Source organism: uncultured Caballeronia sp. (assembly GCF_964243625.1).
Taxonomy (GTDB): domain Bacteria; phylum Pseudomonadota; class Gammaproteobacteria; order Burkholderiales; family Burkholderiaceae; genus Caballeronia.
The window spans coordinates 4,919-25,495 of sequence record NZ_CAXTGZ010000017.1; the positions used below are offsets into that span (position 1 = coordinate 4,919).

At 58.9% G+C, this 20,577-nt stretch carries 18 protein-coding genes; all 18 read right to left on the reverse strand.

Annotated features, from left to right (window positions below; all coding sequences use genetic code 11):
• Positions 1-2: 2 nt before the first annotated feature.
• Positions 3-854 (reverse strand): F0F1 ATP synthase subunit A, encoded by an 852-nt coding sequence (gene atpB / locus ACFFAR_RS02265; protein WP_062168438.1) that lies wholly within the window; start codon positions 852-854, stop codon positions 3-5.
• A gap of 183 nt (positions 855-1,037) precedes the next feature.
• Positions 1,038-1,649, reverse strand: a complete 612-nt coding sequence (locus ACFFAR_RS02270; RefSeq protein ID WP_174362824.1) for an ATP synthase subunit I — start codon at positions 1,647-1,649, stop codon at positions 1,038-1,040.
• A 271-nt stretch (positions 1,650-1,920) separates the two neighbouring features.
• On the reverse strand, positions 1,921-3,060 hold the full coding sequence (locus ACFFAR_RS02275; protein ID WP_375507474.1) for an SLC13 family permease: 1,140 nt from the start codon (positions 3,058-3,060) through the stop codon (positions 1,921-1,923).
• Between the two features lie 4 nt (positions 3,061-3,064).
• Entirely contained in the window at positions 3,065-3,994 is a 930-nt protein-coding gene (locus tag ACFFAR_RS02280) for a ParB/RepB/Spo0J family partition protein (protein WP_062168443.1), read from the reverse strand.
• 37 nt (positions 3,995-4,031) lie between these two features.
• A complete protein-coding gene (locus tag ACFFAR_RS02285; RefSeq protein WP_062170303.1) occupies positions 4,032-4,802 on the reverse strand; it encodes a ParA family protein in 771 nt (256 codons plus the stop codon).
• Between the two features lie 62 nt (positions 4,803-4,864).
• A complete protein-coding gene (gene rsmG / locus ACFFAR_RS02290) occupies positions 4,865-5,545 on the reverse strand; it encodes a 16S rRNA (guanine(527)-N(7))-methyltransferase RsmG (protein ID WP_174362826.1) in 681 nt (226 codons plus the stop codon).
• Positions 5,545-7,509, reverse strand: a complete 1,965-nt coding sequence (gene mnmG / locus ACFFAR_RS02295; RefSeq protein WP_375507475.1) for a tRNA uridine-5-carboxymethylaminomethyl(34) synthesis enzyme MnmG — start codon at positions 7,507-7,509, stop codon at positions 5,545-5,547. The genes rsmG and mnmG overlap by 1 nt, the downstream gene beginning before the upstream one ends.
• A 151-nt stretch (positions 7,510-7,660) precedes the next feature.
• Entirely contained in the window at positions 7,661-8,407 is a 747-nt protein-coding gene (locus tag ACFFAR_RS02300; protein WP_075359116.1) for an ABC transporter ATP-binding protein, read from the reverse strand.
• Complete coding sequence (locus ACFFAR_RS02305; RefSeq protein WP_375507476.1) at positions 8,407-10,191, reverse strand: ATP-binding cassette domain-containing protein; 1,785 nt, start codon at positions 10,189-10,191, stop codon at positions 8,407-8,409. The genes ACFFAR_RS02300 and ACFFAR_RS02305 overlap by 1 nt, the downstream gene beginning before the upstream one ends.
• 4 nt (positions 10,192-10,195) lie before the next feature.
• The gene (locus ACFFAR_RS02310; protein ID WP_174362855.1) at positions 10,196-11,251 is read right to left on the reverse strand and encodes a branched-chain amino acid ABC transporter permease; all 1,056 of its coding nucleotides are present in this window, start codon (positions 11,249-11,251) and stop codon (positions 10,196-10,198) included.
• Positions 11,252-11,361: 110 nt separating this feature from the next.
• Positions 11,362-12,525 carry an ABC transporter substrate-binding protein gene (locus ACFFAR_RS02315; protein ID WP_375507477.1) on the reverse strand — a complete coding sequence of 388 codons (1,164 nt, stop codon included), beginning with the start codon at positions 12,523-12,525 and terminating at the stop codon, positions 11,362-11,364.
• Between the two features lie 166 nt (positions 12,526-12,691).
• Positions 12,692-13,858, reverse strand: coding sequence for an ABC transporter substrate-binding protein (locus ACFFAR_RS02320; RefSeq protein WP_062168457.1), 1,167 nt, complete (start codon positions 13,856-13,858; stop codon positions 12,692-12,694).
• A 523-nt stretch (positions 13,859-14,381) separates the two neighbouring features.
• Positions 14,382-15,353 carry a branched-chain amino acid ABC transporter permease gene (locus tag ACFFAR_RS02325; RefSeq protein WP_174362854.1) on the reverse strand — a complete coding sequence of 324 codons (972 nt, stop codon included), beginning with the start codon at positions 15,351-15,353 and terminating at the stop codon, positions 14,382-14,384.
• Entirely contained in the window at positions 15,353-16,237 is an 885-nt protein-coding gene (locus ACFFAR_RS02330) for a branched-chain amino acid ABC transporter permease (RefSeq protein WP_062170305.1), read from the reverse strand. The genes ACFFAR_RS02325 and ACFFAR_RS02330 overlap by 1 nt, the downstream gene beginning before the upstream one ends.
• Positions 16,238-16,351: 114 nt before the next feature.
• Positions 16,352-17,575, reverse strand: coding sequence for an ABC transporter substrate-binding protein (locus ACFFAR_RS02335; RefSeq protein WP_062168460.1), 1,224 nt, complete (start codon positions 17,573-17,575; stop codon positions 16,352-16,354).
• A gap of 52 nt (positions 17,576-17,627) precedes the next feature.
• Positions 17,628-18,389 carry an ATP-binding cassette domain-containing protein gene (locus tag ACFFAR_RS02340; RefSeq protein ID WP_174362853.1) on the reverse strand — a complete coding sequence of 254 codons (762 nt, stop codon included), beginning with the start codon at positions 18,387-18,389 and terminating at the stop codon, positions 17,628-17,630.
• Positions 18,386-19,165, reverse strand: coding sequence for an ABC transporter ATP-binding protein (locus tag ACFFAR_RS02345; RefSeq protein ID WP_056356314.1), 780 nt, complete (start codon positions 19,163-19,165; stop codon positions 18,386-18,388). Before ACFFAR_RS02345 ends, ACFFAR_RS02340 begins: the two co-directional genes overlap by 4 nt.
• A gap of 345 nt (positions 19,166-19,510) precedes the next feature.
• Positions 19,511-20,577 (reverse strand): GMC family oxidoreductase (locus ACFFAR_RS02350; RefSeq protein WP_375507478.1); only part of this gene is annotated, 1,067 nt, incomplete at its 5' end.

Consider the following 20,577-nt stretch of genomic DNA (forward strand, 5'->3'; position numbering starts at 1 on the left):
GCTTAGTGCGTGTCATGCGCCTGGCCGAGGTACACCAGCGTCAGCATCATGAAAATGAACGCCTGCAGCAGCACGATCAGGATGTGGAAGATCGCCCAGACCGTTCCTGCAACCACGTGGCCCAGGAAGCCGAGGACAGAAGCGTCCGCGCCGAAGTGCCACATGCTGCCGAGCAGGGCGATCAGCAGGAACAACAGTTCACCTGCGTACATGTTGCCAAACAGCCGCATGCCGAGGGAAACCGTCTTGGCGACGAACTCGATGATGTTCAGTGCAAGGTTCGGGATCCACAGCAGCGGATGCGCACCGAACGGAGCGGACAGCAGTTCGTGCACGAAGCCGCCAACGCCCTTGATCTTGAAGTTGTAGTAGATCATCAGCACGAACACGCCGATGGCGATACCCAGCGTGCCGTTCAGGTCGGCCGTCGGGACCACGCGCATGTGCGGGAACGTCTCGGTCAGACCGAGCCAGCCGATCACGCGCGTCGGCAGGTCAACCGGGATGAAGTCGAGCGAATTCATGAGCGCGACCCACACGAACACCGTGAGCGCGAGCGGGGCGATGAAACGGCGGCTACCGTGGATCATCGACTTCGACTGGTCTTCGACCATCTCGACCAGCATCTCGATTGCGCATTGAAAACGTCCCGGCACGCCGGACGTCGCTTTGCGCGCTGCCAGACCGAGGATGATGATCGTGACAATGCCGCAAAGAATCGACCAGAACAGCGTGTCGAGATTCCAGACGTGGATATCGAAGATCGACGTCTGCTGAGAAGTGGAGAGATTCTGCAAATGGTGCGCGATGTACTCCGACGGATCCATCGCGTGCGTTCCTTCGCTAGCTGCCATAACTTTAAAGCCACCCAAATTGTCGAAAATCTTCCGCCGCCCGTGTGATCCTCCAGCCGCCATTCAAGGGCGATCGGCAGGGCACGGGCCCGCGTGCAGGAGATGAAGCATCCGCACGTATTAATCTGCTCTGTTACCGTAACTACGTCACTTACCTGGCACGTCAGGTTCGTCAGCCGCGACCTACTTCCACGCCATTGCTATCCAGTACGTCTTCAGCGCGATCAGATACGTGACCAGCAGCGGTATCCACAGGACGCCCTTGAAACCGTACGCAATGGCGACGAACATCGCAATCGTCGCACCCATCTTCATGGCCTCGCCGATCACCCAGCTCGCAATGGTTTCAGCGCCGCTCTTCGCTTTCAGCCGTGCTGCGAACAACGCGCTCGGCACCCAGCAAATTGCGCCACCCAGGAACGCTGACAGCGCCACGTCGCCCGGCACAGCAATACCCGGCGGGCTGTAAAACAGCCACCAGACCAACGTCGCAACCAGGGACAAAACCATTTGCGCCGCCACGACCTTAAACGGCGTGACACGCGATGAACGACTCACCTCGGGACCAAACAGCGTCTCCGCCTCTGCCCGCGTCAGCGGAACAGTATTGTTATCTTTCGCTTCAGCGTCCCACGAATCGTCGAACGGACGATTCGACGAGTGGCGCGCCTGACCTGAAGAAACCGGTGTGGGATTTGAACTGGTTGAACCAGGTTCAGTCAAATCTGCGGCAGGGCTTGAAACGCGCCCATCATTTCCGCCTTCCGGCGCTCGATCCTGCTCTCGCACCGCCATCACACATCTCACTAAAGTCAGTCACAACCTGCGCATTTGCCGTTGGTTTGTCGCCTGAAGGAGCAACATACTTACGCTGCGCTTTCGGAGCCGCTAAGCTGTTAAATCCGGGCGATTGTAAGCGATTGTTGTCGCGGATTCAATAGCTTAGGGTCACCAAAAAACAACCGAATACACCTTAAAAACACGTCTCAAATCAGAGATTTCGCTTGTGTGGACAACGACCGGGGACAGGACTGAAAGGTTGATGTTCAACGAGACTTCACGATGCCTACACAAGCCATGCGCCGACTATTCCTGCGACGATCCAGAACGGGATCGAGACGAGATGGAACGGTCCCCACATGCCGCGTTCGCCGGATAAACGCACCGCGATCAGATTCGCGAGGGAACCAATGGCAATGCCAAAGCCGCCGACGCTCACACCGAACGCAAGTGCCCGCCAGTCCTTCGAGAACTCGGCGAGCATGATCGCCGCAGGCACGTTGCTGATTCCCTGCGATAACACCGCACCTGCCGCATACGCCTTGAGCGGAGTATCGAGTCCGAGGCTTGCGATCGCGTGATGCACCCAGGGCAACGCCGCGACACTGCGCAAGACGATGAACATCAGCACGAAGATCAACAGCAGCAACCAGTCGATCTTCAGCACGACCTGACGCCGCCACAATAGAAAGCCGATCGCGACCGCGGCGAGGCCGAGGCCGGCGTGGTGGGCATCGGCGAGAACGACGAACGCTATGAATGCAACGCCCGCAACCGCGCACAGGGGGACATCGACTGTGTGCGTTTCCTTGTCGCCGGAAAGGTCGAGCGGACGGTTGCGGAACATTACCGCGGCGAGCGCGTAAAGCATCGCCATGAGCGCCACGCACAACGGCAACAGCGCCCACACGAACGCGCCGAACGAAACACCGCTGGTCTGCCAGAGGAACAGGTTTTGAGGATTGCCGAGCGGCGTCAGGATCGACCCGGCATTCACGGCCATCGCAATGAAGATGATCAGGCGCTTGATGGGAAGCGGCGCGAGTTTATGCAGCGACAGCGTCAGCGGCACGACGGCGAACAGGGCGACATCGTTGGTGAGCAAGGTGGAGAGCGCGGCAGCGAGTCCGATCAGCAGGAAAGCAAGCCCGCGCTCACCATGTATTCGATGCACCACGCGGTGCGCCATCCACATCAGGAAACCGGAGAGTTCGACTGCTTTCGTGAGCATCAGCAAACCGGCGAGCGTCAGCACGGTCTGCCAGTCGATCAAAGCCGGCAAGGCGCTCCAGGGTTTGGGATGCAGAACCTGGAGCGCGATCAACGCGACAATCAGGATTGCCAATACCGGCTCGCCGGCGATCAGCGCCCATGCTTTCGCCACCAGATTCAACCGGGCAGGTTTCGCGTGCGCTGACGGTTGCATCGAGTCAGGCTTGCGTTGCCGATGCGCTGTCTGTCACTGACGCCTTGTCGTTCGCGACGCCCGTGCGCAAGCGCCCTAATATGCCTTCGAGTGCATCGAGATCGCCGAAATCGATCTGCAGCTTGCCGCGCCCTCGCCCGCCCATCTTGATTTTGACGTTTGCCGACAGCAGGTCCGACAATTCTTCCTCGAGGCGGCGCGTATCGCGGCCGCCATCGTTGGCAAGGCGCGCTTTGGTCGCGGGCGCTTCCTTCGTCGTCGACGAAACCAGCTTCTCGGTTTCGCGCACCGACATGCGCTTGTTCACCACCTGATTGGCAAGCTGGATCTGCGTGGCGGCATCGACGGCGAGAAGCGCGCGGGCGTGGCCCATGTCCAGGTCACCTGCCAGCAGCATGGTCTGGACGGGCGTCGCGAGGTTGAGCAAACGCAGCAGGTTGGACACGGCGCTGCGCGAACGTCCGACTGACTCGGCGGCTTGTTCGTGCGTAAAGTTGAAGTCATCGAGAAGACGCTGGATGCCCTGCGCCTCTTCCAGCGGATTCAAATCCTCGCGCTGGATGTTTTCGATCAAGGCCATTGCTGCAGCAGCCTGATCTGGCACGTTTTTCACGAGCACCGGCACTTCTTCGAGGCCGGCCAGCTTCGCGGCGCGAAAACGGCGTTCGCCCGCGATGATTTCGTAGCGGTCATCGCCGATGGAACGCACGAGGATCGGCTGCATCACGCCCTGCGAGCGGATGCTCGAAGCAAGCTCCTGGAGCGCGCCCTCGTCCATGCGGGTACGCGGCTGATACTTGCCGGCCTGCATGGAATCGAGGCGCAGCACGCTCGGCAAGCCCTCGCTGCGCACGGCCTCGGTGATGTCCGAACTACCGCCCAGCAGAGCTTCGAGCCCGCGTCCCAGACCCTTCTTTTTCATTGTCGCGTTCATCTTGCTTCCTCGTTCTGCCATCTTCCCAATCCGTCCATTAAAGCGCGCGAACGCGCTCGATCATTTCCGTGCCGAACTGGATATACGCCTGCGCCCCACGCGATGCCCGGTCGAACACGACCCCCGGCAATCCATAGCTTGGCGCTTCGGCCAGACGGACATTTCGCGGAATGACAACGTCAAATAGCTTGTCGCCGAAATGCTGTTTCAGTTGATCCGACACTTGCTGCTGCAACGTGATGCGTGGATCGAACATCACCCGCAACAATCCGATGACCTTCAGATCGCGGTTCAGATTCGCGTGAACCTGCTTGATCGTGTTGACCAGATCCGATAATCCTTCGAGAGCGAAGTATTCGCACTGCATCGGGATGACAACGCCGTGCGCCGCGCACAACCCGTTCAGCGTCAGCAACGACAAAGCGGGCGGGCAATCGATGAGGATGAAGTCGTAGTCGGCCTGGACATCGGCGAGTGCATGGCGCAGCACGCGCTCACGATTTTCGACCCCTACCAACTCCACTTCCGCGCCGGCCAGTTCGCGGTTTGCGGGCAGGACGTCGTATTTGACGGCATCCGTACGCGTGCTTGCTTCGCGTACCGTGACGCCGTTCACGAGCACGTCGTAGACGGTGTTTTCAACGGCAGCTTTGTCGATACCGCTGCCCATCGTCGCGTTACCCTGGGGATCGAGGTCGATCAGCAAAACCCGCTGGTCGAGCGCCGCCAGGCTCGCAGCAAGATTGACCGCGGTGGTCGTTTTTCCAACGCCGCCCTTCTGGTTCGCGACGCAGAATATCTTCGCCATCGTGATTTGTCCCTTCATTGCTACCTGGACTTCAGGCTCGCTTGAGATGTCGACAGCAGTGTTCAATGTTGGGCCGCTCCGATTTCAATTTCGATCAGGTGGCGCTCGGCGTCGAGCATGGGCACGCGCAGGCGTTCAATACGGTTGACTTTGGCATAGGCAGGAAGACGCTCGATTTCACCATCGTGACGAATGCCTTTCATCGCCCAGATGCGACCGTTGTCGGCAACCAGATGACGCGCAAGTGTAACGAAGTCGGAGAGCTCTGCGAACGCGCGGGACACGATTACGTCAAAAAGACCCGGGACTTCCAAACCCGCGCGCAGGCTTTCTACCCGGCCGGTCACCACGGACAAATTGGTCAGCCCGAGCTGCAGCTTCGCCTGGGACTGGAATGCCGTTTTCTTGTGCACGATGTCGTTTAGTGTGACTTGCCAATGGGGCAGTACGATCGCCATCACGATGCCGGGCAAACCGCCGCCCGAGCCGACATCCAGCGCTGTCCGGGCAATACCAGACTCCGCCATGTGCGGAACAATCGCGAGCGAATCAAGAATGTGCTGGATCAACATCTGACGCGGGTCGCGGATCGCCGTGAGGTTGTACACCGCGTTCCATTTACCGAGCAGCGTCACATAGTCCAGCAGTTTCTGGCGCTGCACTTCCGTGACATCGATTGCGAGCTGCTCGATGCCTTCGTTCAACAGCGTGCTCAGTCCGGCTTCACCGGCTTCGCGCTTCATCACGAGACGGAGCGAGCGTCGCCACGCCCTGCCCGATTGTTTCCCGTGGAATCATTGTGGCGACCAAAAGTGCGCTTCAGATGAACCATGAGCAGGGAAATCGTCGCGGGGGTGATGCCCGAGATGCGCGATGCCTGCCCGATCGTTTCTGGACGATGCTGGATCAGCTTTTGGCGCGCCTCGAATGAGAGTCCGCGTACTTCTGCGTAGTCAAACCCTTCCGGGAGACGCGTGTTTTCATGCGACCCATTGCGTTCGATCTCACCAGCTTGACGATCGATATAGCCTTGATACTTCACGGCAATCTCGATTTGCTCCTCGATTTGACTGAGCAATACCGGATCTTCCGCCAGCGGCGCGTCGGGCCCGGACGTACTTCCACGCAACGAGCATACGTCGGCGTACGTCACACCCGGGCGACGCAGCAACTCGGCAAGACTGTATTCGTGATCGATCGCTTTACCGAGCAAAGCTGTGGCTTCATCGACGGGCAAGGTTTTCGGGGTGACCCACGTAGTTTTGAGTCGTTGTGTTTCACGTGAAACAGCGTCGCGCTTTGCATTGAACACGTTCCAACGGAAGTCATCGACCACGCCAAGCGTTCGGCCAATCTCCGTCAGACGCATGTCGGCGTTGTCTTCCCGCAGCGACAAGCGATACTCAGCGCGGCTAGTGAACATCCGATACGGCTCAGACACGCCCTGCGTTACCAGATCGTCGACCAAAACCCCCAGATACGCCTCGTCCCGGCGCGGGCACCATGCCTCACGCCCGCTCACTTGCAAGGCCGCATTTATCCCCGCCAACAAGCCCTGCGCGCCCGCTTCTTCGTAGCCCGTCGTACCGTTGATCTGTCCTGCGAAGAACAATCCGCCTATCACCTTGGTCTCCAGCGATGCCTTCAGGCCACGCGGATCGAAGTAATCATATTCAATGGCGTAACCCGGACGCAGGATGTGGGCGTGTTCAAGGCCTTTCATCGAACGGACGAGTGCGAGTTGGATATCGAACGGCAAACTGGTCGAGATGCCATTCGGGTAAAACTCGTTTGTCGTTAAACCTTCGGGCTCGAGGAAGATCTGGTGCGAATCTTTCGACGCAAACCGATGAATCTTGTCTTCGATCGATGGACAATACCGCGGCCCGACGCCTTCGATAACCCCCGTGTACATTGGTGAACGGTCAAGACCAGAACGGATGATGTCGTGGGTACGTTCGTTCGTATGCGTTACCCAGCAAGGCACTTGGCGCGGATGCTGTTCAACGCGACCGAGAAATGAGAAGACTGGGATCGGATCGAGATCGCCCGGCTGTTCTTCGAGCTTCGAGTAATCGATCGTGCGACCATCAATGCGCGGCGGCGTACCCGTTTTCAGCCGACCTTGCGGGAGCTTTAACTCCTTCAAGCGCGCTGACAGCGTTACTGCAGCCGGATCGCCCGCCCGTCCACCCGTGTAATTGTTCAAGCCCACGTGAATCTTTCCATCGAGGAAAGTGCCGGCCGTCAGCACCACGGCCTTGGCCCGGAATTGCACGCCAACCTGCGTCACGGCGCCGACAACACGGTCGCCTTCGACCATCAAATCTTCCACTGCTTGCTGAAACAGCCACAAATTAGGCTGGTTCTCGAGCCGATGCCGGATTGCCTGCTTGTACAGAACACGATCTGCCTGCGCGCGCGTTGCGCGCACTGCCGGGCCTTTCGAAGAGTTCAATATTCGGAACTGAATGCCCGCCTCGTCAGTCGCTGCGGCCATCGCGCCACCTAGCGCATCGATTTCCTTGACCAGATGTCCTTTCCCAATCCCGCCGATCGACGGATTGCAGCTCATCTGGCCCAGCGTTTCGATGTTATGAGTGAGCAAGAGCGTGCTCGCGCCCATACGGGCCGAGGCCAACGCCGCTTCGGTTCCAGCGTGACCGCCGCCAACGACGATCACATCGAATTCAGTTGGATAAAGCATGGGTTCCCGCGCGAGGTGGCGGACCTTCGAAAGAGATATCGAAGAATTATACCGGTTAGCTTTTACCGCGATTCGGCCCCAAGCCGTGAAAGCAAAAAAATGGCGTGTTTCACGTGAAACACGCCATCTTTAATTGGAGGTGACAGGATCGCTACGCAACTTTTTTGGCAAGACCCAGATAGGTCTCAATAACTTTCGGATCATGAGCTAATGCGGTCGCTGCACCTTCCATGGCGAACTCGCCGGTTTCGAGCACATACCCATAGTCGGAAATTTGAAGCGCAGCGCGCGCATTCTGCTCGATGAGCAATGTCGCGACGCCGGTCTGACGAAGCGCACTGATGATGTGGAAGATCTCCTTCACGATCAATGGCGCCAAGCCGAGACTGGGTTCATCGAGCATGAGCAAGTCGGGCTTGCCCATCAGCGCACGCCCGACCGCAAGCATTTGTCGTTCACCGCCGGACAACGTACCTGCCGCCTGCCTGCGCCGTTCCTTCAACCGTGGAAACAGGTCGAACACATGCTCGAGCTGATCCAGATAATTGCGTTCGCCCGCCCGCTTCCTCCGATACGCCCCCAGCACCAAGTTGTCTTCCACGGTCATGCTCGCAAACAGCTCGCGCTTTTCCGGCACCAGACACATTCCACGTGAAACACGCTTTTCGATAGGAAGCGTGGAAACCTCTTCGTTGCGGTATCGGATCGTACCGTTAGCATATCCAGTGGACGGCAACGCACCCATGATTGCGTTGAGCAATGTCGACTTGCCTGCTCCGTTGGGTCCGATCACCGAAACAATCTGACCGGCACCCACAGTCAGCTTCCCATCATGCAACGCTTCGACCTTGCCGTAACGGACGGATAAACCGTCAACCTGGAGAATTGCATCGGCCATTAATCCACCCCGCCCAAATAAGCTTCCAATACCGCTGGATCTTTCTGCACGTCCTGCGGCAGACCTTCCGCGATCCTGGTACCAAACTCCATCACTACAAGCCGATCCGTCAGATTCATGACGAAATCCATATCGTGTTCGACAAGAAGTACGCTCATGCCCTCGCCCTTCAGGCGTCGCAACAGTTCAGCGAGTTGCTGCTTCTCCTGATAACGCAAACCTGCAGCCGGCTCGTCGAGCAATAGCAAATTCGGATCGCAGCACAGAGCGCGAGCGATTTCGAGGATTCGTTGCTGTCCGAGTGCAAGACTGCCGGCTTCATCGTAGAGATGCTTCTCCAGCCCAACGCGTTTGATTTGCTTTGCCGCTTCGGCCATCAGCCGCGCTTCTTCCGCCGCGTTCAGCCGAACAACGCTGCGCCAGACGCCCGTCTTGCCGCGCAAATGCGCGCCGATAGCGACGTTCTCCAGCACCGTCATGCCCGATAGTAATCTCACATGTTGGAACGTCCGTCCGATTCCCCGTTTGACGATTTCACGCGAGCTCAGCGTATCGATGCGCTCGCCCTGGAACGTGATCGATCCGCTCGTAGCCTGCAATACACCGGTCACAAGGTTGAACGTCGTCGATTTCCCTGCGCCGTTCGGACCGATCAGGCCGATGATTTCGCCCGCCTTCACCTGAAAACTGACATCGTTGACTGCAACGAGACCGCCGAACTGCTTGCGTGCTTTATCGACCACCAGCAGCGGTTCACCCGCGACCGGCCTCGCGCGTTGCGGCAACGCATCGGCATGATCGGGAACGCGCGCACGCGGGCCGCTGGGAAACAGCCGAGCCACAAACGGCCAGACACCCTGGCGCGCGTATTGAAGCAGCAAGACCATCAACACACCGAAAACGATGATCTCGAAGTTTCCATTCGATCCGAGCAGCTTGGGCAACAGCGTCTGCAAATAATCTTGCAGGACGGTGAGGATAGTCGCGCCCAGAACCGCACCCCAGACATGCGATACACCGCCTACCACCGCCATGAAAAGGAATTCGATACCGTGGTTCAAGCCGAACGGCGTCGGGTTCACCGCACGCTGCAAATGCGCGTACAGAAAGCCCGAAATGGCTGCGAGCACGGCCGCGTAGACGAAGATCACCACGCGCATCCACGCGGTGTTCACGCCCATGGCTTCGGCCATCGTGCCACCGCCGCGCAATGCGCGAATCGCGCGTCCAGGACGGCTGTTGAGCAGGTTCTGGACCGATATGACCGCCAGCAACACCACGACCCAGATCAGGTAGTAGATCGATCGGCCGGATTCGAGATGCCAGCCGAAAAGGTTAAGTATTGGAATACCGTTGATGCCGTCGTACTTGCCGAGGAACTCCAGGTTCCCGAACAGGAAAAACAGCGACAAGCCCCACGCGATGGTTCCAAGCGGCAGGAAGTGCCCGGACAGCCGCATGGTCACCATGCCGAGCAGCAACGCGATCAACGCCGTCAGCACCACGCCGACGATCAACGCAAGCCACGGCGAAACGCCGAACTGCGTGGTGAGATAAGCCGTCGAGTACGCGCCCACGCCGACAAACGCCGCCTGCCCGAAGCTCGTCATCCCGCCAATTCCGGTCAGCAACACGAGCCCGATGGCGACAATCGAATACAAGCCGATGTAGTTCAACAATGTGATCCAGTACTCGGGCATGCGGATGGGTTGCGGCAGGACGGGCAACGCAAAAACAAGCACAAGGAACACGACGAACACTTTCTTCTGCATCAGGAATTTCATCGTGTCACTCCTCTTCTTCATCCGAATGCGGGCTTGCGAGACTCCGCCACAACAGCACCGGAATGATCAGCGTGAACACGATCACCTCTTTATAAGCACTTGCCCAGAACGACGAATACGATTCCAGCAACCCGACCAGCAGCGACCCGGCCGCGGCGAGCGGATAACTCACCAGTCCGCCCACGATCGCGCCCACGAATCCCTTCAAGCCGATAAGAAACCCCGAGTCGTAATAGATGGTCGTGATCGGCGCCACGAGGATGCCGCAGAGCGCCCCCAGGCCGGCCGCGAGCGTGAAGGCAAGCCTTCCAGCCTGCGTCGTACCGATGCCCACCAGGCGGGCGCCAAGCCGGTTCACGGAGGTTGCGCGCAAGGCTTTGCCGGAGATGGTTTTATCGAAGTAAAAATACAGCGCGGCGATCAACACGACCGCCGTGCCCACCACCCAGATGCTCTGCCCGGAGATGGAAACGCTGCCGAGGTTGAAGGTGGCATCGGAGAAAGCCGTTGTGCGAGAGCCTTCCGCGCCGAACATGACAAGACCCAGGCCGACCATCGCAAAATGCACCGCGACCGCCACGATCAACAGTAACAACGTGCTGGCTTCCGCGATCGGCTCATAGGCCAGCCGATACACAAACGGTCCCATCGGAATCACGATCAGCAACGTCAATGCGATTTGCGCGATCATCGGCAACGGCTGAGCGGCGACGCTTCGCGTGAGCGCATAAACAGCAATGGGAAATAGCAGGTACTTGCCCGCGAGAATCGCCAGCGTGCGCGCGATCTGCCTGTGCCGCGAGGGATGCCGCGCAATGCCTGCAAGCTCCGTGACAAAGCACCCCACGCCCATCGCAATAAGCAGCCAGCAGGTGGCCGGCAACTTCTGCGTTTGCAGCGCCGCGAGCGTCAACGCGCCGTATGCCACGAACTCGCCCTGCGGGATGAAGATGACACGCGTCACCGAAAACACCAGGACCAGCGCGAGCGCGAGCAATGCGTAGATCGCGCCGGTGGTGATGCCGTCTTGCGCGAGGATCGCCGCAATCGATAAGTCCATACTTCCTCTTTGAGAACATTCTTAAATCGGGCCGCCGGCCGGCCCATAGAAGCATAAAAACTCCGGAACGCTAACGCACCAAATTGCCGGTGTGCAAGCTCACGATGACGTCAGTCGTTCTGCACTTTCCACTTGCCATCGACGATCTGCACCATCACGCGTGCACGATTGTCGAGGCCGTTGTGATCGGCGGGCGTGGTGTTCATCACGCCGTGTGCGAGCGGCAAGTCCTTGAGGTTCTCGAGCGCGTTGCGCAAGGCCACGCGGAACGCCTCTGTGCCAGGCTGAGCGGTCTTGAGCGCTTCGCCAATGGCCCGTTGCAGCATCTGGCCAGCGTCCCATGAATGACCACCGAACGTCGATACCGAACCCACGCCATAGGCTTTCTCGTAAGCCGCCTTGTACGCCAGCGCGGACTTCTTGACCGGGTTGCTGTCAGGCAATTGATCCGCCACGAGGATGGGGCCGGCGGGCAGCAATTCGCCGTCGCAATCCTTGCCGCACACGCGCAGGAAATCGTTGTTCGCCACGCCATGCGTCTGATAAACCTTGCCCTTGTAGCCGCGCTCCTTCAGCGCCTTCGCAGGCAATGCCGCCGGCGTTCCCGCGCCCGCAATCAGGATCGCATCGGGATTCGCGCTGAGCGTCTTGAGCACCTGGCCGGTGACCGATGTATCAGCACGGGCGAAGCGCTCGTTCGCGACGATTTTCAATTTATGCGCGGCGGCCGCCGTGTTGAACACGCTATACCAGCCTTCGCCATACGCATCCGCGAAGCCGATAAAACCGACCGTCTTCACGCCGTGCTTTTCCATGTAGTCGGCGATGGCATCGGCCATGAGGCTGTCGTTTTGCGGCGTCTTGAATGCCCATGTGCGCTTTGCGTCCATCGGCGAGATGATCGCCGCCGATGCCGCCATGGAGATCATCGGCGTCTTGCTCTGGCTCGCGGGATCGAGCATGGCGAGCGAGTTCGGCGTGACCGTGGAACCGACGATGGCATCGACATGATCTTCATCGATCAGCTTGCGCGTGTTCTGCACGGCGCGGCTGGTGTCCGATCCGTCATCGAGCACGATGTACTCCACCGTCTTGCCGCCGATTTCCTTCGGCCACAACGCAACGGTATTTTTCTCGGGAATCCCAAGCGATGCCGCCGGACCCGTGGCCGATAACGTCACGCCGATCTTCACCTGCGCGACCGCCGCGCTCGCAGCTAACACCAACGCAACACCGAGCGCCGCGCTCGTGAGCTGCCCTTTGATCATTTTCATTGCATCGTCTCCAGACGCTATGCCCTCGCGCACGCCGCGTGCGTTCAGGCGAGTTGTTATAAGTATTCGTTGAGCGATCGTTTACTTATCGCCGCTCAATCCACAAAAAAAGGCGCGTTCGAAGCAACGCGCCTTTGATCGGTTCTTATGGTCGTGTCGGCTGCCGTCAGTCTTTGACGAGCTTCCACTGACCACCGACGATCTCGACCATCACGCGTGCGCGTTGATCGAGTCCCGAGTGATCGGCTGCGCTCATGTTGAAGATACCGTGCGATCCGGCCAGATCCTTCGTGCTCTCGATTGCTGCGCGCAACGCTTCGCGAAAGGCTTGCGACCCGGGCTGCCCCGCTTTCAACGCGATAGGAATAGCCCGCTGCAACAACAAGCCGGCGTCCCATGCATGTCCGCCAAAAGTCGATACCGAACCCGCACCGTAAGCGCCTTCATAGGCCTGCTTGTACGTCAGCGCGGACTTCTTCACGGGGTTCGAATCAGGCAATTGCGCTGCGACCAGCAACGGCCCCGCCGGCAGGAACGTACCCTCGCAATCCTTGCCGCACACGCGCAGGAAGTCATTGTTCGCCACGCCGTGCGTCTGATAAATCTTGCCCTTGTAGCCGCGCTCCTTCAGCGTCTTTTGCGGCAATGCGGCCGGCGTACCCGCGCCCGCGATCAACACCGCATCCGGGTTCTGCGACATCGCCTTCAGGACCTGCCCTGTCACCGATGCATCGTTACGAGCAAAGCGTTCGTTCGCAACCACCTTGATCTTCGCGAGATCGGCGGCCTTCGTGAACTCCTTGAACCAGCTTTCGCCATACGCGTCGCTGAAACCGATGAACGCCACCGACTTCACGCCATGATTAGACATATGCGTGGCAATGGCAGTCGCCATCAGGATGTCGTTCTGCGGCGTCTTGAATACCCATGCGCGCTTTGCATCCATGGGTTCCACGATAGTCGCGGCAGCCGCCATGGAAATCATGGGCGTGCTGGTCTCCGACGCAACGTCGATCATGGCCAGCGAATTGGGAACTACGGTAGAACCGATCAATGCATCGACGTGATCTTCGCTTGTCAGCTTGCGTGCGTTCTTGACGGCTTGCGTGGAATCCGTCGCATCATCCAGCACGATGTACTGCATCTTCTGCCCGGCGATCTCTTTCGGCAGTAATGCGATGGTGTTCTTTTCCGGAATGCCCAGCGATGCAGCCGGACCAGTTGCGGACAGCGTGACCCCGATTTTTACGTCTGCGAAAGCCTGCGTGCTAATAGCTGCGGATGCGCTCGCGGCGAATAATGCCGTTGTGATCCAGCGTAAAACCAACTTCATCGATATACCCCGTAATGTGTTTGTTCACTGCCCGCGATTTTACGGTTTTTATATCCCGACCACGCGGTCGGTGAATGCGAGTGTAGCGGACTGAGGCCGTATGGGGCAAGGGATTTGAAGGTTTCGGGGCCTGCAAACGTATGCCCTCCAACGCAACAGAAAATGCGCGGGAAAACCCGAATGAAATCGATAAATAATAGGGAATGCCGCGAATGGGCCTGAAGTCGGATTCAAGTGGCATAAACGCGAAGCACAAATAAAAAGCGCTGTTGGAATCATCCAACAGCGCTTTCGGTCGGGCACTTGATGCCTCGTTGTCTCCTCGTTCTCCACCTCAAAATTCGGGTGCAACAGAACTGAAACGGATATTAGATTGCGCAACGAATACCGACAACCTAGCATTTACCCTAGTGGTGCATAAAAGCACCTTAACTGGGCGTGTGTCCATCTGCGCCCGGATTAATGGCAGAAACAGCGCGATAGAACTAAGGGTTAGTTCGGATCCCCAAGCAATGTCCACGCTTTAACCGCGCAGCGGACGAACCTTGGCGATTATCTCGCCGACGATTCCGCGCCTGAAAAGCAGCACACACGCTATAAAGATAAGCCCCGTTACGATCGTCACTGACTCGCCAAGTGAATTGAACCAGTCGATGCCGGTAAGCCGTGTCAAACCGGTGCCGATATCGCCAAGACGATTTTCCAGCGCCACGATAATGAACGCGCCAAGCAAAGGTCCGAACATCGTGCTCATGCCGCCGACGAGCGTCATCAGTACAACGAGACCCGACATGGTCCAGTAGGCATCGCCCAGGGTTTCGAACCCGAGTACCAGCGTTTGCAGTGCGCCGGCCAATCCGGCAAGCCCCGCCGACAACACGAACGCCAGCAGTTTGAAGCGCGATGTATCGTACCCAAGCGAGATTGCGCGTGGTTCATTCTCCTTGATCGCAATCAGCACCTGGCCAAACGGCGAATGCACGATCCGCACGATAAACCCGAACGCCAGCACCATCACCAGCAGCACGACATAGTAGAGCGTCAGGTCGGAACTGAGACTGATCGCGCCGAAGAGCTTGCCGCGCGGCACGCCTTGCAGGCCGTCCTCGCCGTGCGTAAACGGCGCCTGCAGGAACACGAAGTAAACCATCTGCGCGAGGGCGAGCGTGACCATCGCGAAGTAGATGCCCTGGCGGCGGATCGCAAACAAGCCGACGATCAGCCCAAGCAACGTGGCGACCGCCGTCCCCGCAATCACGCCGAGTTCCGGCGTAAAGCCCAGCGTCTGGATGGCGTAACCCGCCGTATAACCCGCGCTTGCGAGGAACATTGCATGGCCAAACGACAGCAACCCCGTATAGCCGATCAACAAATTGAACGCCGCCGCAAATAACGCGAAGCACAACACCTTCATCATGAAGACAGGATAGATCCCCAGGAACGGCGCCGCGATCAGGCCGGCCAGCAATACGCCGTAGAGTACTTTTCTCAACATCATTTTTCCTTGCCGAAAAGTCCCGCCGGGCGCACGAGCAGCACCAGCGCCATGATGACGAAGACGACTGTCGCGGACGCTTCCGGATAAAACACGCGGGTCAGGCCTTCAATCACGCCGAGGCCAAGGCCGGTGAGTATCGAGCCCATGATGGAACCCATGCCGCCGATCACCACCACCGCGAAAACGGTGATGATCATCGACTGGCCCATCAGCGGCGAGACCTGGATCACGGGCGCGGCAAGCACGCCGGCAAAGGCCGCGAGCGCGACGCCGAAACCGTAGGTGAGTGTGACCATCAAAGGCACGTTGATGCCGAATGCCTCGACCATCTTCGGATTCTCGGTGCCTGCACGAAGATACGCGCCAAGCCGCGTTTTCTCAATGACGAACCAGGTCGCAAAACACACTACGAGCGATGCAACCACGACCCACGCGCGATAGTTCGGCAAATACATGAAGCCGAGATTCGTCGCGCCGGCGAGCATCGAAGGCACGTCGTAGGGCTGCCCTGATGATCCGTACACCGAACGAAATACGCCTTCAATCACGAGCGTCAGGCCAAACGTAAGCAGCAGGCCATAAAGATGGTCGAGCTTGTAAAGCCAGCGCAGCATCGTGCGTTCAATCACAATGCCGAATACGCCGACAATCAGGGGCGCGAGCACGAGCATCGCCCAGTAGGGCACGTTGAAATAGGAGAAGCCCATCCACGTGAGCATTGCGCCCAGCATGAACAACGCGCCGTGCGCAAAGTTGATCACGTTGAGCAGGCCGAAGATCACCGCGAGGCCAAGGCTCAGGATGGCGTAGAAAGAACCGTTCACCAGTCCGAGCAGCAACTGGCTCATCATCGCTGCGAGCGGAATGCCGAAAATTTCCATTGAATCTGCCGTCAAAGGTGTTTCGACGCATGCGGTCCCGTAAGACAACATGCGTCGATCGATCATGCGGATTCGCTTTCGATGCAAATCCGCAAAGCGGTCACTGCCGGCCGCTTATTTCCACAAAGCGCAGCGCGATTCAGCTTTGGTCGCGAACGCCTGGTCACCCGGAATGGTCGCGGTGATCTTGTAGTAATCCCACGGTTCCTTCGACTCAGACGGCTTCTTCACTTCCATCAGGTACATGTCGTGAATCATGCTGCCGTCGGCACGGATGTAGCCGTTCTGGGTGTAGAAGTCGTTGATCTTCGCCTTGTGCAACTGGTCCATGACCTTGTCGCTGTCGGTCGTACCGGCCGCCTGCACTGCCTTCAGGTAGGTCGTGACGGCCGAGTAATCCGCAGCATGAAGACTCGTCGGCATCTTCTTCATCTTCGCGAAGTAGCGTTGCGCCCAGGCGCGCGTCGTTGCGTCCTTGTTCCAGTACCAGCTATCCGTCGCCACCAGCCCTTGCGTGGTTTCGAGGCCCAGGCTGTGGATATCGGTCAGGAAGATCAGCAGCGCGGCAATCTTCATCTGCTTGGTGATGCCAAATTCCTTCGCGGCCTTGATCGAGTTGATGGTGTCGCCACCGGCGTTGGCAAGACCGAGCACCTGCGCCTTCGACGCTTGCGCCTGCAACAAGAACGACGAAAAATCCGACGCCGACAGCGGATGACGCACCGCGCCCAGCACTTGGCCGCCGTTCGCTTTCACCACGTCCGAGGTGTTCTTTTCCAGCGCCTTGCCGAACGCGTAGTCCGCCGTGAGGAAGTACCACGTCTTGCCGCCCTGCTTCGTCACGGCCGAGCCCGTGCCCTTGGCGAGCGCCATGGTGTCGTACGCGTAATGAACCGTGTACGGCGTGCATTGTTCGTTGGTGAGGTTATCCGCGCCCGCACCAATGTTGATGTACGGGATCTTCTTCTCGCCGGCGACCTGGTTCGTCGACAAGGCCGTCGCCGAATTCGTTCCGCCGATGATCACGTTCACACCATCGCGATCGATCCATTCACGTGCGCGCGACGCCGCAATGTCAGCCTTGTTCTGGTGATCCGCGTAGACGAGTTCGATGGGCTTGCCATTCACCTTGCCGCCGAAATCGGCGATTGCCATGCGGATCGATTCGAGTCCGCCTTGCCCGTCGATGTCCGCATAAAGACCCGAAAGGTCCGTGATGTAGCCGATCTTCACCGTATCGCCAGGCGCCGCCTGAACGTTGCCCGCCATCAGCGATGCCGTGGCCGCGGCAACGGCCATGCAGATACCCGAGAGGCGCGCGAGGGTCTTCTTCTTCATTACAGTCTCCGTTGAGTTGTTGTTCTTGCTGCTGGCCGCGTGCCGAACCGGGTCATACCCCGAGCAGTTCGTGCAGCACCGGCATTTTCGTTTCGAGTTCCCCGGCATTGAAGTGCTCGACAATCTTCCCGTGCTCCATGACGTAGAAGCGATCGGCGAGCGGCGCCGCGAAGCGAAAATTCTGTTCGACCATGACGATGGTGTAACCCCGCGCCTTGAGCATCAGGATCATCCGTGCAAGCGTCTGCACGATCACAGGGGCGAGCCCTTCCGAGATCTCGTCGAGCAGCAACAGGTTTGCGCCCGTGCGCAAGATGCGCGCAACGGCCAGCATCTGCTGTTCGCCGCCGGAAAGCCGCGTCCCCTGGCTATGGCGACGCTCCTTGAGATTGGGAAACATCGAATAGATTTCATCGATGGACATGGCTTCCTTCGGATTCCCGACTACCGGCGGAAGCATCAGGTTTTCCTCGCACGACAAGCTCGAGAAGATGCCGCGTTCTTCCGGACAATAACCCACGCCGTAATGCGCGATCTTGTGTGTCGACATGCCGACCGTCTCGTGTCCGCCGATACGGATCGAGCCCGTGCGCCGTCCGGTCAGGCCCATGATCGCGCGCATCGTGGTCGTGCGGCCCGCGCCGTTGCGCCCGAGCAGCGTGACCACTTCGCCGCGGCTCACCTTCAGATCCACGCCGTGCAGGATATGCGACTCGCCGTACCACGCTTGCGCGCCGACAAGTTCGAGCGCAGGCTCACCCGCCGATGCATCGCGCGATTGTTGTGCGCGGCGTTCTTCCACGATCGTGCTCATGCGTGCGCTCCGGCAAGGGCGGCGTCGGCGCTGCCCATATAGGCTTCCATCACGAGCGCGTTCTTCGATACCTCCGCGTAGCTGCCCTCGGCCAGTACTTCCCCGCGTTGCAGGACGGTGATGGTGTCCGAGATCCCGGCGATCACGTTCATGTTGTGCTCGACCATGAGAATGGTGCGTCCCACCGACACTTTCTTGATCAGCGCTGTCACGCGGTCCACGTCTTCATGTCCCATGCCTTGCGTGGGTTCATCGAGCAGCATGAGTTCGGGTTCCATCGACAATGTGGTGGCGATTTCGAGCGCGCGCTTGCGGCCGTATGAAAGTTCGACCGTGGTGGTATCGGCGAAATCGGTCAGGCCGACTTGCGTGAGCAGATCCATGGCACGGTCGTTGAGTTCGTTGAGCACGCGCTCGCTTTTCCAGAACTTGAACGATGTGCCGAGCGATCGCTGCAAGCCAATACGCACGTTCTGCATGACCGTCAGATGCGGGAATACAGCAGAAATCTGAAATGACCGGATCACGCCGCGACGCGCAATCTGCGCCGGACGTTCGCGCGTGATATCGGCTCCGTTGAAAACAATCTGTCCCGCAGTCGGTTCGAGGAACTTGGTAAGCAGGTTGAAGCAAGTGGTCTTGCCGGCGCCGTTGGGACCGATCAATGCATGGATCGAACCCCGGCGCACACGCAGGTTCACATCGTTCACGGCGGTGAAGCCCTTGAATTCTTTTGTCAGGCCGCGGGTTTCCAGAATCGTGTCGCCGAGAATCATGTCCCCTTCCATGCTTGGTTTGAGCCTTAAAGCCCGGCCTTTGTTTTCAGCCTCAACAGGGCGCGCTTTTGGCGCATGCCATCGGTGCTCGCTTTCGTTCGTACGGTGCTTGTGCCCGGGACTTGTGTTGCGGTGCTGGCGTTGTGCTAACTCGTGCCTGCTGCGTTTTTTGCGTGCCGCACAAAGCTCGTGCAGACGTGCGGCACATTAGGGACGTCTGATGTATTGTCGCGCCAATGATGCAGCGCAATCATCGGGATTTGCACTTAGTCAGGCGCTTTGTTTTTCAGCCGGGCCGCTTAATCGTTCAAACAATGCGCGTTACTGAACATATCCGGGTCATATTCAGGCACCCGATACCAGCGTGCGAACCTGCGAGCCCAGGAACCTGCGGTCCGCGCGAATCATCTCGCTGGCCCTTTCAGCGATCATCAGCGTTGGCGAGTTGGTATTGCCCGATGTAATGGTCGGCATGACGGAAGCATCGACTACGCGCAGGCCTTCGACGCCAATGACACGCAGGCGGCTGTCGACGACGGCGGCCGGATCGTTATCGGTTCCCATGCGGCACGTCCCGACCGGATGGAAAATCGTCGTGCCGATCTTTCCCGCGGCCACGGCCAGCTCGGCATCGGTCTGGAACGCCGCGCCGGGGAGGATCTCTTCGGGCGAGTACCTGGCGAGCGCGGGCGCGGCCGCGATGCGCCGCGTCAGCTTCAAGGCGTTGACTGCAACCTCGCGATCACGATCCGTCGATAAATAATTGGGCGCGATCAACGGCGCGACCTTCGCATCCGGCGAAGCAATGTGAACGCTTCCCCGCGACGTAGGGCGCAGTGGACACACCGAAGCCGTGAACGCGTTGAACGCATGCAATGGCTCGCCAAACCGGTCCAGCGACAAAGGCTGCACGTGATACTCCACGTCGGGCCGGGTGATGGTTGCATCGTCGGGACTGGATTTGGCGAACGCACCGAGCTGGGACGGCGCCATGGACATTGGCCCGCTGCGCATGACCGCGTATTGCAACCCGATCCACGCCTTGCCCCACCATTTCGCTGAAAGCGTATTCAGGGTACGTACGCCGCTAACTTTATAAGCCATCCTAAGCTGCAGATGATCCTGCAGATTCTCGCCGACGCCGCGCAGATCCTGGATCACATCGATACCCAGTTTCTGCAGCCGCGCGCCATTGCCAATGCCCGACAGCTCCAGCAATTGCGGCGAGTTCACCGCGCCCGCGCTGACAATCACTTCGCAACGCGCCTTCGCAAGATAGTCCGTGTCGCCGCCGCGATAATCCACGCCGACGCAGCGCTTGCCCTCCATCACGAGGCGCTGGGTATGCGCGCCCGTGATGATGGTGAGATTGGAGCGCTTCATAGCGGGTCGCAAGAATGCCTTCGATGCAT

What these genes read in the sequence shown, in the direction of transcription:
- atpB (WP_062168438.1), bottom strand. Translation starts at nt 854, where the DNA reads ATGGCAGCTAGCGAAGGAACGCACGCGATGGATCCGTCGGAGTACATC.
- ACFFAR_RS02270 (WP_174362824.1), bottom strand. Translation starts at nt 1,649, where the DNA reads ATGGCGGTGCGAGAGCAGGATCGAGCGCCGGAAGGCGGAAATGATGGG.
- ACFFAR_RS02275 (WP_375507474.1), bottom strand. Translation starts at nt 3,060, where the DNA reads ATGCAACCGTCAGCGCACGCGAAACCTGCCCGGTTGAATCTGGTGGCG.
- ACFFAR_RS02280 (WP_062168443.1), bottom strand. Translation starts at nt 3,994, where the DNA reads ATGAACGCGACAATGAAAAAGAAGGGTCTGGGACGCGGGCTCGAAGCT.
- ACFFAR_RS02285 (WP_062170303.1), bottom strand. Translation starts at nt 4,802, where the DNA reads ATGGCGAAGATATTCTGCGTCGCGAACCAGAAGGGCGGCGTTGGAAAA.
- rsmG (WP_174362826.1), bottom strand. Translation starts at nt 5,545, where the DNA reads ATGAAGCGCGAAGCCGGTGAAGCCGGACTGAGCACGCTGTTGAACGAA.
- mnmG (WP_375507475.1), bottom strand. Translation starts at nt 7,509, where the DNA reads ATGCTTTATCCAACTGAATTCGATGTGATCGTCGTTGGCGGCGGTCAC.
- ACFFAR_RS02300 (WP_075359116.1), bottom strand. Translation starts at nt 8,407, where the DNA reads ATGGCCGATGCAATTCTCCAGGTTGACGGTTTATCCGTCCGTTACGGC.
- ACFFAR_RS02305 (WP_375507476.1), bottom strand. Translation starts at nt 10,191, where the DNA reads ATGAAATTCCTGATGCAGAAGAAAGTGTTCGTCGTGTTCCTTGTGCTT.
- ACFFAR_RS02310 (WP_174362855.1), bottom strand. Translation starts at nt 11,251, where the DNA reads ATGGACTTATCGATTGCGGCGATCCTCGCGCAAGACGGCATCACCACC.
- ACFFAR_RS02315 (WP_375507477.1), bottom strand. Translation starts at nt 12,525, where the DNA reads ATGAAAATGATCAAAGGGCAGCTCACGAGCGCGGCGCTCGGTGTTGCG.
- ACFFAR_RS02320 (WP_062168457.1), bottom strand. Translation starts at nt 13,858, where the DNA reads ATGAAGTTGGTTTTACGCTGGATCACAACGGCATTATTCGCCGCGAGC.
- ACFFAR_RS02325 (WP_174362854.1), bottom strand. Translation starts at nt 15,353, where the DNA reads ATGTTGAGAAAAGTACTCTACGGCGTATTGCTGGCCGGCCTGATCGCG.
- ACFFAR_RS02330 (WP_062170305.1), bottom strand. Translation starts at nt 16,237, where the DNA reads ATGGAAATTTTCGGCATTCCGCTCGCAGCGATGATGAGCCAGTTGCTG.
- ACFFAR_RS02335 (WP_062168460.1), bottom strand. Translation starts at nt 17,575, where the DNA reads ATGAAGAAGAAGACCCTCGCGCGCCTCTCGGGTATCTGCATGGCCGTT.
- ACFFAR_RS02340 (WP_174362853.1), bottom strand. Translation starts at nt 18,389, where the DNA reads ATGAGCACGATCGTGGAAGAACGCCGCGCACAACAATCGCGCGATGCA.
- ACFFAR_RS02345 (WP_056356314.1), bottom strand. Translation starts at nt 19,165, where the DNA reads ATGATTCTCGGCGACACGATTCTGGAAACCCGCGGCCTGACAAAAGAA.